Here is a 12,237-nt window from a genome sequence, read left to right as displayed (position 1 = left end):
CTCAGGGCGGGCACCGCGAGTTCCTTCAGTGCGATGCCCCACGACGCTCATGCGGCCGCAAAATTTAGCCCGCTTCAACGGATGGTTTTTGGGGCGCTCCGAGCACTAAAAGAGAAAATTTTCTTCTACTTTTTCGAACAAACATAGCTAGAAGTTGGATACGCTTGGACTCCTTGACACATCCGCTTTCCCCGGATCGCGGCCTCCTGAATGGCCGCTACTTATCCCCGAATTTCGCGATAACGGGAGGCGCGCCAATAACTCAAGCCGCCGAAAAGTAAGGCGAGTATGGCGACGACGGCGACGATCGCGAGCATCGGAAAGTTGCTTTGCTCAAGCCCCGCATAGTACTGCTGCACAAGATCGACTTGGTTAAGTCCCGGCTTCAATTGCGCTTGGGTGGATTCAATATCCGCACGGCTATAGTTCTCGCTAACCGAAGAGACATGGCGCGGGGTCTGCACGATAACGGTGTGCAGATCGGTAGCATCATGGAGCTCTTGTGCAATGTCCCGCGCGTCAGCGGACTTGGAGACAAAGACATCGACCACGGCGAGCCCGTCGCCTTCACGCAGTTGCTCGGCGACGTGTGCATTCAGCTGAGTATCCGATTCCAGGGAGGGTGCGGAATAAGCTACGCCATCCTGCTTGAGCTGCTGAGCCAGCTGCGGGACGTCCACTTCACCCGGAACCATTCAACCCTCTTCCCTCTTCTTCTCTACTACGGAGGCTCGTGCACCCGAAATCGGGGGTCATGCACTGCGCTTATCCCGTAGTCCTTCTGCATTAAAGATAATGGTTACCGCCGCCGCCCACACAGTAAACGCGCCGAGTGCGACCAAAAGCTTTAAACAGAACGCTTGTCCCGTTACAATTGAAGCAACGGAAGGTTTTTACCTCTACAATAAATAGGTGAACCATCGCGTTCTTTGCCGCCTTTGGCACTGCGGGCCCCATGGCTTCGTCTCGACCACTATGTGGTCGCGCACCTTTTGCTTATCCCGCAACCCCAGTAGGCGGCGAGTACAAAACAGAACAGACTGTTTATCAACAAGGAATGGAGCTCCCTGTGACTGAAAGCTTGAACTCCTTCGACGCCAAGAAGACCCTTGATGCCAACGGTAAGTCTTACGACTACTTTGACATCAACACGGTTCCTGGCATGGAGAAGTTGCCGTACTCCCTCAAGGTGCTGGCAGAAAACCTGCTGCGCAATGAGGACGGCAAGAATGTAAACGAGGACCACATCAAGGCCCTCGCCAATTGGGATCCAAAGTCCGAGCCGGATACTGAAATCCAGTTCACCCCAGCCCGCGTCCTCATGCAGGACTTCACCGGTGTTCCCTGTGTCGTCGACCTCGCAACCATGCGTGAGGCCGTTTCCGCTCTTGGCGGTACGCCAGACCAGGTTAACCCGCTGAACCCGGCCGAGATGGTTATTGACCACTCCGTCATCGTCGAGGCTTTTGGTTCCACCGACGCTCTTGAGAAGAACGTTGAAATCGAGTACCAGCGCAACGAAGAGCGCTACCAGTTCCTGCGTTGGGGTGCTGAGAACTTCTCCAACTTCCGCGTTGTTCCTCCGGGAACCGGTATTGTCCACCAGGTCAACATCGAGTACCTGTCCCGCGTTGTCTTTGACAACGAGGGCCTTGCGTACCCGGACACCTGTATCGGTACCGACTCCCACACCACCATGGAAAACGGCCTGGGCATCCTGGGCTGGGGTGTTGGCGGCATCGAGGCAGAGGCTGCCATGCTCGGCCAGCCGGTATCGATGCTCATCCCGAAGGTAGTGGGCTTCAAGCTCACCGGCGAAATCCCGACCGGCGTTACCGCAACTGACGTCGTCTTGACCATTACGGAGATGCTGCGTGAGCACGGCGTTGTCCAGAAGTTCGTAGAGTTCTACGGCAACGGCGTTAAGTCCGTCCCGCTGGCTAACCGCGCCACCATCGGCAATATGTCGCCAGAGTTCGGTTCCACCGCGGCCATCTTCCCCATCGACGAAGAAACCACCAAGTACCTCGAGCTCACCGGTCGTCCGCAAGAGCAGATCGACCGCGTGGAGCAGTACGCCAAGGCCCAGGGCATGTGGCTGGCAGAGGACACCCCGGAGCCGGAGTACTCCGAGTACATCGAACTCGATCTGTCCACCGTTGAGCCATCCATCGCCGGCCCGAAGCGCCCGCAGGACCGCATCCTCCTTTCGGAGGCCAAGGAACAGTTCCGTAAGGATCTGTCCAACTACACCACCGACGAGGTATGCGTGGATGACTCCTCCGTTGAGGCTAAGCGCATGTCCGCTGAGGGCGGCGCGCCTGGCGATGAGGACGTCACCGGTGGCTTGAACAAGTCGCGCGAGGGCCACGGCGAGTCCGCCGCCGTTGGCGCTAAGGGACGTCACTCCAACCCGATCACCGTTGAACCTGATAACGGTGGCGAGTACACCCTTGACCACGGCATGGTGGCAATTGCCTCCATCACCTCTTGCACCAACACCTCCAACCCATCCGTCATGGTGGGTGCAGGTTTGATTGCACGTAAGGCCGCCGAAAAGGGCCTGCGCTCCAAGCCATGGGTTAAGACCATTTGTGCACCTGGTTCCCAGGTTGTCGATGGCTACTTCCAGCGCGCAGACCTCTGGAAGGACCTCGAGGCCATGGGCTTCTACCTGTCCGGCTTCGGCTGCACCACCTGTATTGGTAACTCCGGCCCACTGCCAGAGGAAGTCTCTGCAGCCATCAACGAGAACGACTTGGCAGCTACCGCAGTTCTGTCCGGTAACCGCAACTTCGAGGGCCGTATCTCCCCGGACGTCAAGATGAATTACTTGGCATCCCCAATCATGGTCATCGCCTACGCTATTGCCGGCACCATGGACTTCGACTTCGACAACCAGCCGCTGGGTCAGGACGAAGACGGCAACGATGTCTTCTTGAAGGACATCTGGCCTACCCCGCAGGAGATCGAGGACACCATCCAGTCCGCTATCTCCCGCGAGATGTACGAGGCTGACTACGCCGACGTCTTCAAGGGTGACGACGCATGGCGCAACCTGGATGTCCCAGAGGGCGAGACCTTCGAGTGGGATGAGGACTCCACCTACATCCGCAAGGCTCCGTACTTCGAGGGCATGCCGACCGAGCCGGACCCAGTTGAGGACATCAAGGGCGCTCGCGTTCTTGCGAAGTTGGGCGATTCCGTCACCACCGACCACATCTCCCCTGCTTCTGCCATCAAGCCGGGCACCCCGGCCGCGCAGTACCTGGATGAGAACGGCGTTTCCCGCTCTGACTACAACTCCTTGGGTTCCCGCCGCGGTAACCACGAGGTCATGATGCGCGGTACCTTCGCCAACATCCGCTTGGCCAACCAGCTGGTGGATGAGACCGGTGGTTACACCCGCGACTTCACCCAAGAGGGCGCACCGCAGGCATACATCTACGATGCATGCGAGAACTACAAGGAAGCCGGCATCCCACTGGTCGTTATTGCTGGTAAGGAATACGGCACCGGTTCTTCCCGTGACTGGGCTGCAAAGGGCACCAACCTTCTGGGCGTAAAGGCAGTCATCACCGAGTCCTTCGAGCGCATCCACCGCTCGAACCTCATCGGTATGGGCGTTATCCCACTGCAGTTCCCTGACGGCGAGTCCCACGAGTCCCTGGGGCTGGACGGTACGGAGACCTTCGACATCGAAGGCATCACCGAGTTCAACGACGGTTCCATCCCGAAGACCGTTCACGTCACCGCTACCAAGCAGGACTCTGATGACACCGTCGAGTTCGACGCTAACGTACGTATCGACACCCCGGGTGAGGCAGAGTACTTCCGCCACGGCGGTATCCTGCAGTACGTGCTGCGCCAGATGGTGAAGAACTAAGCCACTTAATGCGACGGAAAAGTACTAAGCTTTTTGGGCTTAGTGCTCGTCGCTGAGCTTGAAGACGCGGGGTCGCACCGCTCTCTCCCGTAGAGGGCTCTGCGGCCCCGCGTTTCTTTATTGTCGTACTATGTTCGTTTCAGAACATACTTAACTTGAAGTATTAATTATTCCTAAAAGGAGACGACCTCACTATGCCAATCGTGAGTGAATCTGAGTTAAATCGGCGGCGGCACGAAATTCTCGTTGGGGCGCGACGTTGCTTTGCCGAGCATGGCTATGAGGGTGCGACGGTTCGCCTCTTAGAACAAGCCACCGGGAAATCACGTGGCGCCATTTTTCACCACTTTGGGGACAAGGAATCTCTATTTCTTTCCTTAGCCCGCGAAGATGCCGCGCGCCAGGCGGAAGTAGTGGCTAATAATGGCCTCGTCGAAGTCATGCGTGAAATGTTGCGTCACCCAGAACGCCACGATTGGCTTGCCACGCGTCTAGAGATCACTTCTCTATTGCGCACGGACCCATCATTTGCTGCGCGCTGGAAAGAGCACCAGTCCATTCGTGACGAGGCTATCCGCGCCCGCCTCGCCTCCAACGCAGAGCAAGGCCGCCTGCGAGACGACGTCGATATAGATACCCTGGTGTGCTATTTGGAAACCTTCATGGATGGGTTTATTAATAGGCTCGCCTTGGGAGATACGGATGGCCTGGAGCGCGTCCTCGATCTGGTAGAGCAATCAATCCGGAGTTCTAGTTCGCCTCAGCGCTAACCGCGCATCAGCCTTCGTCTTTCTGATTTCTTAGCAGGAGGCGAAGGCAGCGGCTCAACGCCGCCACGCTTAGTTGGTGTCTTCTTGGATGCCGTCAGTGCTGGACAGTTCCACTTCTTGGATACTGACATACTGCGCGATCTCTTCGACGAACCCTGGATCGTGGCACGTAAGGATTATTGCCGTTCCTGATTCCAGCGTCCTATGAATCAGTTGATGCATCAGCGCTCGATCCGTTAGCGAAAGCAAGCTATCCGGCTCATCCATGAGCACGATGGCGTGGCCCATCCCCACCACATGTGCCGTTTGGGCCAGCCTGAGCCGGGAAGCGGGCAGATCCAATGGGTGCTCATCGGCATCAAGTTCCAGCAGCTCCCGTAACACGGTATCGGGAACAAAATCCCCCAAAGTGGAATATATTACCTGGTCATAAGGAGATTGGAGGACCAATCCCCGGGGCTCAGCTGGGCGCTGTGCCCCATCAAGGCCTGCGGCGGAGCGAAGAAGCGATGTCTTTCCAGTGCCGTTTGCCCCGCGCAACCAGGTCACACCGCCGCTGCGGATGGGAATGGTCACTGGCCCGACGCTAAAGGTAGTGCCGGAAGGCTTCGCCGACTGCCACCACCGCTTCTTTTCTTGTCCGCGGCGCGCCGTAAGCGGGCCGAGATTTTCCCTCGGTCCATATGACGAAATCGCCTCCAAGCTAAGTGGGACTGGTTGTGGGATCTCTCCTACGACGTGACCGCCCAATTCGGGCCAATGCATCGATGACACAGCAAGAACGCAGGTATTGCGCAGCGAATGCAATAGCTTCACCATCATCGCCAGCGATGTGGGGTCAAGACCCGCGCTCGGCTCGCAAATAATAAGGACCTCGGGTTCGCGAATCGCCACACACGCAGCTGCGAGCCTCCGGGTCTGACCACCAGAGAGCTGGGTGGGGTTCTTCTCCGCGTAATCGCTCAGGCCCACAGCCGCGAGCATTTCCTCTCCCCGCACCTGCATGCGCGCTGGGTCCTCACCTTGGTTTTCTAGGCCTAGGACTACTTCTTCGATACAGGTATCGCGCAAATAGCTCATCTGGGCGGACGAGTCTGTACCGATGATGGCGGACGTCGAGAATTTTTCTCCTAGCTTTTGCGCTACGTTTTCCGCGATCGCATCCGAAGGAACAAGTACTTGAACGACGGTTCCTTTACTCGGCTGAATATCGTCTATATCCATACAAAGACCATGACTCCTATGGTTCCTAAGGGAACGATGCAGCGCAGCACGCGGGACACGGCAGAATCCGGTACCGGCCGCAAAAGGGTCCTAGTTCCCTCTTCATCAAAGCCCGCGGCGGCTAGGGCGTGGCCGCGCTCGGTGCCTTGAATCAATAGGCGCGAAATCACCGGGATGACCACCCGAGAAATAGTATTGCGCCACGTCACTTTGATTCCGGCCAGCTGGTTAGCATCGCGGACGGTCCGCCATGCCTGCGCGCCTTGAGGCAAAGATTGCAGTGAAGCACCAACGATGTAGGCAATTTTGTGCCCCGCGCGCGAGACTTGTAGCCATTTCGCAATATCGGAAATTCGCAGCACGGACATCGCCACGATGAAGCACACCATTAACGCGAAAAAGCGCAGGGCTAGTGTGGCTGCAATGAGCAGGCCATCGCTTGTGACTAGCGGAATCAGTTGGTTATCACCATAGGGGGCGTGGATCACTAACATCGATAGGACCACTGGGACACAGAGCGCCCCGGATGCCAAGACGATCGCGATGGATCTCGTGGCCCACACGCCATAGGCAAGCATCGCACTTGCCACGAGCGCGGAGACTAGTGGGCTATTGAGCCCAAGGATAAGTATCCAGCCGCACGCAGCAATGGTGAGGACCGTCGACGGGTGAAGGCGATACATTAGCGAGGCTGCAAGGATTCCCGGGTTCGCTTGGGCAAGGATTTCACGGCAGCCCACACGATGAGGAATACAACGACCTTATCCAGTGGGTCAGAGATGAGGGACTGCATGGTGACGGATGCAATCAAAGAGTTGCCCAGTTCGCGGAAGAGGGACGTGAGCGCGCCGGTACCGACACCAGCCGTACCGCCGTAGACGAAGGCGGCTACGGGTGCGGCGAGCATGCCGCAGATGATGCCGATAATCGCGCCGCTGACGATGACCTTCCAGATCTTGGTGAACGCGCCCTTTTGAATGGCCCAGCCAGAAAGGAATCCGGTCGCAGCGGAAACGGCAGCGAATGGGAGCGCCATCGGGTTGAGCAATCCCCAGACCACCGATGACAACGTACCGGTAGCGAGCCCGGCGATGGGGCCCGCGAGAGCCGCTACCAAGATGGTTCCTACGGAGTCGATATACAGCGGAATGCCGCTCGATCCGATGATTTGGCCCACTACGATATTAAGAACCAAGGCGATGGGAATAATGGCGATGGTACGAGCCGGGAGGGACGGCACGGTGCCGGCAAGCAAAAGAGCCGCACCAATGAGGTAGCCGGCCAAGGTGATCAAGGCTTCGGCGGAGCCCGCTACGGACTCCCAATCGGTCGGGCGAAAAAGCACCAAGTAGATCCACGTGGCGACGACTAGCGCGGCGCCCGCGATGACCATCCCCCGGCGAGCAGGGGTAAGAGAAAGCTGAGGCATAGAGGTATTCCTAATCCATCAATGTGTAAAGGAGAATGGGGGCACACTGCTCTTTTGGTCCCAGCCTATGTCACCTCAGCGTAGGAAAATGTGGCGTATGCGCTGCGGATTAGGGTAAAAGATTTATTCGCCTTGAGCAACACGCGCGCCCAAGCTGCGCAGCGCCCTGTCGAATTCGCGGTGGGAGGCTGGAATGTCTGCGCTGGTCACCAGCGAGGCATTAGCCGGCCGATCCCAGTGATTGCGGAGGTCTGCGACGCTGGTCCCGCGCATCAGCGCAGAGTCCGCTTCCACGTCAATAGTCGTTTCTACCGCCTCGAACGATACCTTCTTTAGGGCGATGATGCAGGTCAGAAGGTCATGGATCTGGGCTTGGTAGCCTTCTTCTTGCGCTTGATGGAACTCGAAGTAGAACCGCAGTATCTCCGGCAGTTTATCAGCCATTGGGTGGGTGCCGAGCAGCCCCACAATTTCTGCTAACCGTTCTGGGGTGATGAGAAATTGCTCGGTAACCTCGAGCGAGCAGAGAGTACTGGGTGGTGCCGCTGAGGTTCGAAAATGGTGAGCTGCTGCGTGCGGATCTACCCAGAAATTCCATTCCGCGGTCGGCGTCGTATTGCCGCGGTAATTAACGGCACCGCCCATGATGATAATCGAGCCGCACCGCGCAACGGCATCGCCATGCGCCCGCTCGAAGTCCGCCAAATTAGTTACCGGGCCAGTAATGATGAGGTACAGACCTGGGTTGCGGGCAATCGCGGTCGACCACAACTCCTGCCAGTGAATATCGCCGAAATCGTGGTCGGGCGCGGAAAGATAGCCCAAGCCGGACTTCCCGTGGGTTTCAGGTGTCGTGATCAGCTCGACCTCGAGTGGAGCCGGCCGCCCTGGGGCGACGGGGACTTCCGGCAATCCACAGAGATCTAAAATCCACCGTGCATTGGCGGCAGTCTGCTGGACCTCGACGTTTCCAGCAGTCGTGCTCACGCCCACCAATTCGATCTCGCCTGCGTGATGCAGCCCCGCCAAATACATTAGGGCGAGGCAGTCATCAATCCCTGGATCGCAGTCGAGCAATACGGTTGGGCGCGAGAGACTCATAGATGGCTGACTATTACTTAATGGAGCTTACTGGCTTGTCGCCGTCGACGAATACGACTGGAGACGTTGGAAGCTCTTCGCGGCCCAGTACCTCTACGATGACGTCTGCCACCAAGTCACGAGACGAGGTCTGGCCCTCCTGTAGCATCTTGTCCTCAGCGAATTCCAGCCCCTGCGCAGGCTCTTCCGTCAGGCCAGCGGGCTTCAGGATGATGTGCGGAATGGAGCTGTCTGCCAAGCGGTTGTCTACTTCCTTCTTGGACTCCACGTAGGCGTACCACTTCTCATCGGCTGGGTCCGTCGTCGCGACCTGGGAGCCGACATAAGAAATCATGACGAATTGCGGGACATCCTTGCCCAGCTTTTCTAGGGCCTCGATGGCGGCCAAGGCACCGTCGCGGTCAACCGCCCACGTCAGCTCGGCACCGCCACGGCCACCGTTTCCGGCACCCCACACAACCGCGTCATAATCTGCGAAAAGCTCCGCCCACTGATCAACGGACTGCTCAGTAATATCTGCAATAACCGGCGTAGCGTTGGCCTGCTCGATATCGGCCTTCTGTTCTGGGTTACGGATAAGCGAGTGAACCTCATGGCCGGCAGCCGCTAATTTTGGAGCCGCCAGCAGTCCTACCTTGCCGTGTCCGCCAATGTACAAAATCTTTTTCTTAGTATCAGTCATAGCGCCCCATCGTAACAGCGCATTTTTTTATGCTGCAGCGACACTTCCGCAGCGAAGTCACTACATGCCGCTACCGTGGTGTAAGCATTGCCCACCGAACCAGATAGAATACTGACTATGTATGCCATTATGACCGTTACAGGTGCCGATAGCACCGGAATCATCGCAGCAGTAACCACGACCCTTGCTGATCTCAGCATCAACGTCGTTGACGTATCGCAAACCCTGATGGGTGACTACTTCACCATGATCCTCCGCGTCGAATTCGACGCGGATGCCGTGTCCATCCAGACCATTAAGGAGCGGATGCGCCCGGTGGCGGAGGAAAAGCAGCAATCCATCCGCATTCAGTCCGAAGACCTCTTTACCGCCATGAACGAGATTTAACATGAGCACGCGTTTTAATACCACCAATATCTTGGACACCATCGAGATGATCGAAAATTATCGTCTCGATATCCGCACCGTAACGATGGGCATTTCCCTGCTGGGATGCACGCGCTCGACCATGGAGGCAACCTGCCACGCCATCTATGACCGCGTAACGCAGCAAGCGGGCCGTTTGGTTGAGGTATGCGAGGGCATCGAAGGTGAGCTCGGCATCCCGATCGTCAACAAGCGCATCTCCGTCACCCCCATTTCCCTCGTTGTCGCAGGCTTGGACGGCAACCCCGTCGATGCCGCACGGGCGCTGGACAAGGCCGCCAAGGAAGTAGGCGTTAACTTCGTCGGCGGCTACTCCGCGCTGGTGGAAAAGGGTGCGACGAGCGCAGAACAAAAACTCATTGCCTCGATCCCAGAAGCCTTGGCTGATACGGACGTGGTGTGTTCCTCGGTCAATATCGCCAGCTCTCGCGCCGGCATCAATATGGATGCAACGAAGCAGATGGGCGAGGTCATCAAGGAAGCCGCAAAGCTCACCAAAGATAATTCCGCAATCGCCTGCGCCAAGCTCGTCGTCTTTGCCAATTCCGTGGGCGATAATCCGTTTATGGCCGGTGCTTTCCACGGCATCGAGGAGCCTGACTGCGTTGTTTCCGTCGGTGTCTCGGGCCCCGGCGTGGTGGACCGCGCTCTCGGCTCTTTGGAAGGTGCAACCCTGGATCAGGTTGCAGAGGAAGTGAAAAAGGCCGCCTTCAAGATCACCCGTGCCGGCCAACTCGTGGGCAATATGGCTTCCGAGCGCCTCGGCGTTCCCTTCGGCATCATTGACCTCTCTTTGGCTCCCACGGCGGAACTTGGAGATTCCGTGGCGCACATCCTCGAGCACATGGGCCTGGATCAGGTGGGCACGCACGGCACGACGGCGGCTCTGGCGCTGCTTAACGATGCCGTGAAGAAAGGCGGCATGATGGCATGCTCCCGCGTGGGCGGCTTGTCCGGTTCATTCATCCCCGTCTCTGAGGACAGGGGCATGATCGATGCCGTAAAGTCCGGTTCCATTTCCATGGACAAGCTGGAAGCCATGACCGCGATCTGCTCAGTCGGCTTTGACATGATTGCACTCCCCGGCGATACCTCGGCGGCCACGATTTCCGGCATGATTGCAGATGAAGCCGCAATCGGCGTGATGAATCATAAGACCACGGCCGTGCGCGTCATTCCGGTACCTGGCGCCAAGGTGGGCGACGAGGTCAGCTTCGGTGGTCTTTTGGGCTATGCCCCTATCATCCCGGTTAATACGGTGGGCAACTCGCAGTTCATTAACCGCGGCGGCTTTATCCCCGCACCTGTGCACGGTTTCCGTAACTAGGTGTGGAGTACCCCACACCTAGGGCAAGCGTGCCCAGGGAAAGTGCGCCAAGGCTCCGCTAGGACTCGGAGTCTTCATTCTCCTCGCCCGGTTTCTCGGATTCTTCCCACCGGGCGAGGTTCGCTTTAAAGTGCTGAAAGGAATCCTCTAGCTGGTGCAGCTCCACCTCGCCGCCGACTTGGCGGCCCGCATCGGAGTAGATAGCCTCCGCGGCTTCATCTAGAACGTTGCGGCGCTCCACGGTGCGCAGCAGTGCCACCACCTTGGCCAGGTTATTGAGCAGGCTGAGATAGATTTCAGCATTATCGGCCGCATCGCGGCGGATTTGGGTGAACATCGCCTCAATAATCTGCTCGTAGCTAAAGGTTTGATAATCCAGGCGGAACTCGCCATCGATATGCATAATCCCCTGCGGCAGGCGCTTGTCCCCTATGACCACCAAGATTTGTGTGAAGCGGTCAATGATGTCGATGACTGTATAGGGGTCATTGACTCCGGTGCTTAAAGCACGGGCGGCGATTTCCGCGAGGTGCCGGGCTGTGAACCGCGGGTCGTGCGCGGAGGCATCCTCGCGGTGCTGCGTGACCACGATGTGCTTTTCAATGTTTTCCGGCATGTGCGGCACGCCGTGGGCAATGACTTCGCCTTCTAACACGAGATCGCCGGGGGCTACGCCCAGGTGAACCGCACAATCTTCTTCGGCGGCTGCTTGGGCAATGGACTTGTAGTCCACGAATTTTAGGTAGCCCGTTTGGGAGCTGCGGGTTGCGTCGGCGGATTCGTAGAAATCCGAACCCGGGGCCTTTGATACTTTCTCTTCCTCACCGCGCTCGATAAGGCGCCGCATGTGCTCTTCCACATCCTGGGCCACCACGTGCACCACGTGAGACATGCTAATAGACTGCGCGATGTGGACGATGAAATAAATCAAAAAGACCACGCATATCAGCGCCAAGGCAATATCGACTGCGACGTTCAGCGAGGGGACGTGTTCTTGCTTGCCTTCACCACCAGCACGCACGGCACGTAGAGATAGCAGCGAATAGGTAAAGGTTGCCAGGTAGATCCCCAGTGTGGACTGGATGGAACGGTCCTTTAAAAACTCGTGCAATAGGCGCGGACCCATCACCGTCACCACGCCGGAAAGCGCGGTCAGCGTAATGAAAAACAGGGTGCCGGCCAGAGACAGCGTGGCGGTGGCCACGGCGGTGAGCAGGCCCTGGGCGCTTTCCGCGCTGCCGTCATAGAGTCGAGAGAGCGCCAGATCGAAGTTGCGGTCGATCGCCAGCATGCCTTCGGCCGCCACGACGGCCACTGCTACCGCTACAGCGGGAATGACCCAAAACTTATCCCGCCAGGCGGGCATCCTCTCGATTAGCGTCTTCATGTAGC

The 12,237-nt window shown here is 57.8% G+C and carries 11 protein-coding genes; 4 read left to right on the top strand and 7 right to left on the bottom strand.

The window, feature by feature from the left end; translation table 11 throughout:
• Window positions 1-221 precede the first annotated feature (221 nt).
• Complete coding sequence (locus ABRP93_RS01095) at window positions 222-695, bottom strand: Rv1476 family membrane protein (RefSeq protein WP_349886533.1); 474 nt, start codon at window positions 693-695, stop codon at window positions 222-224.
• 374 nt (window positions 696-1,069) lie between these two features.
• Between ABRP93_RS01095 and can the strand changes: the two genes are divergently transcribed.
• A complete protein-coding gene (can, locus tag ABRP93_RS01090) occupies window positions 1,070-3,886 on the top strand; it encodes an aconitate hydratase (RefSeq protein ID WP_349886532.1) in 2,817 nt (938 codons plus the stop codon).
• A 194-nt stretch (window positions 3,887-4,080) separates the two neighbouring features.
• Window positions 4,081-4,656 (top strand): TetR/AcrR family transcriptional regulator, encoded by a 576-nt coding sequence (locus ABRP93_RS01085; protein ID WP_284796119.1) that lies wholly within the window; start codon window positions 4,081-4,083, stop codon window positions 4,654-4,656.
• A gap of 69 nt (window positions 4,657-4,725) precedes the next feature.
• Here ABRP93_RS01085 and ABRP93_RS01080 read toward each other — a convergent pair whose 3' ends face one another.
• The 5 genes from ABRP93_RS01080 to ABRP93_RS01060 form a co-directional block, all read right to left on the bottom strand.
• On the bottom strand, window positions 4,726-5,880 hold the full coding sequence (locus ABRP93_RS01080) for an ATP-binding cassette domain-containing protein (protein WP_349886531.1): 1,155 nt from the start codon (window positions 5,878-5,880) through the stop codon (window positions 4,726-4,728).
• Window positions 5,871-6,563 carry an energy-coupling factor transporter transmembrane component T family protein gene (locus tag ABRP93_RS01075; RefSeq protein ID WP_023022398.1) on the bottom strand — a complete coding sequence of 231 codons (693 nt, stop codon included), beginning with the start codon at window positions 6,561-6,563 and terminating at the stop codon, window positions 5,871-5,873. The genes ABRP93_RS01080 and ABRP93_RS01075 overlap by 10 nt, the downstream gene beginning before the upstream one ends.
• A complete protein-coding gene (locus tag ABRP93_RS01070; RefSeq protein ID WP_023022400.1) occupies window positions 6,563-7,309 on the bottom strand; it encodes an ECF transporter S component in 747 nt (248 codons plus the stop codon). The genes ABRP93_RS01075 and ABRP93_RS01070 overlap by 1 nt, the downstream gene beginning before the upstream one ends.
• 123 nt (window positions 7,310-7,432) lie before the next feature.
• Window positions 7,433-8,410, bottom strand: a complete 978-nt coding sequence (locus ABRP93_RS01065; protein WP_023022403.1) for a nucleoside hydrolase — start codon at window positions 8,408-8,410, stop codon at window positions 7,433-7,435.
• Window positions 8,411-8,423: 13 nt separating this feature from the next.
• Window positions 8,424-9,092 carry an NAD(P)H-binding protein gene (locus ABRP93_RS01060; protein WP_023022405.1) on the bottom strand — a complete coding sequence of 223 codons (669 nt, stop codon included), beginning with the start codon at window positions 9,090-9,092 and terminating at the stop codon, window positions 8,424-8,426.
• Between the two features lie 117 nt (window positions 9,093-9,209).
• On the opposite strand from ABRP93_RS01060, the gene ABRP93_RS01055 reads away from it, so the two are divergent.
• Both ABRP93_RS01055 and ABRP93_RS01050 read left to right on the top strand, forming a co-directional pair.
• Complete coding sequence (locus ABRP93_RS01055) at window positions 9,210-9,479, top strand: ACT domain-containing protein (RefSeq protein WP_023022407.1); 270 nt, start codon at window positions 9,210-9,212, stop codon at window positions 9,477-9,479.
• A 1-nt stretch (window position 9,480) separates the two neighbouring features.
• The gene (locus ABRP93_RS01050) at window positions 9,481-10,845 is read left to right on the top strand and encodes a PFL family protein (RefSeq protein WP_349862213.1); all 1,365 of its coding nucleotides are present in this window, start codon (window positions 9,481-9,483) and stop codon (window positions 10,843-10,845) included.
• Window positions 10,846-10,903: 58 nt separating this feature from the next.
• Here ABRP93_RS01050 and ABRP93_RS01045 read toward each other — a convergent pair whose 3' ends face one another.
• Window positions 10,904-12,232: a DUF2254 domain-containing protein gene (locus ABRP93_RS01045; RefSeq protein ID WP_349886530.1), complete on the bottom strand. Its 1,329-nt coding sequence runs from the start codon at window positions 12,230-12,232 to the stop codon at window positions 10,904-10,906.
• Window positions 12,233-12,237 lie beyond the last annotated feature (5 nt).

The organism is Corynebacterium sp. KPL2850 (assembly GCF_040225855.1).
Classification (GTDB): domain Bacteria; phylum Actinomycetota; class Actinomycetes; order Mycobacteriales; family Mycobacteriaceae; genus Corynebacterium.
The sequence above is the reverse complement of the archived record's forward strand: the minus strand, read 5'-3'. Positions and strand labels throughout refer to the sequence as shown.

Excerpts from the sequence above, each read along its gene's own strand:
- ABRP93_RS01080 (WP_349886531.1), bottom strand. The coding sequence starts at position 5,880 with ATGGATATAGACGATATTCAGCCGAGTAAAGGAACCGTCGTTCAAGTA.
- ABRP93_RS01085 (WP_284796119.1), top strand. The coding sequence starts at position 4,081 with ATGCCAATCGTGAGTGAATCTGAGTTAAATCGGCGGCGGCACGAAATT.
- ABRP93_RS01095 (WP_349886533.1), bottom strand. The coding sequence starts at position 695 with ATGGTTCCGGGTGAAGTGGACGTCCCGCAGCTGGCTCAGCAGCTCAAG.
- ABRP93_RS01075 (WP_023022398.1), bottom strand. The coding sequence starts at position 6,563 with ATGTATCGCCTTCACCCGTCGACGGTCCTCACCATTGCTGCGTGCGGC.
- ABRP93_RS01065 (WP_023022403.1), bottom strand. The coding sequence starts at position 8,410 with ATGAGTCTCTCGCGCCCAACCGTATTGCTCGACTGCGATCCAGGGATT.
- ABRP93_RS01055 (WP_023022407.1), top strand. The coding sequence starts at position 9,210 with ATGTATGCCATTATGACCGTTACAGGTGCCGATAGCACCGGAATCATC.
- ABRP93_RS01045 (WP_349886530.1), bottom strand. The coding sequence starts at position 12,232 with ATGAAGACGCTAATCGAGAGGATGCCCGCCTGGCGGGATAAGTTTTGG.
- ABRP93_RS01060 (WP_023022405.1), bottom strand. The coding sequence starts at position 9,092 with ATGACTGATACTAAGAAAAAGATTTTGTACATTGGCGGACACGGCAAG.
- ABRP93_RS01050 (WP_349862213.1), top strand. The coding sequence starts at position 9,481 with ATGAGCACGCGTTTTAATACCACCAATATCTTGGACACCATCGAGATG.
- ABRP93_RS01070 (WP_023022400.1), bottom strand. The coding sequence starts at position 7,309 with ATGCCTCAGCTTTCTCTTACCCCTGCTCGCCGGGGGATGGTCATCGCG.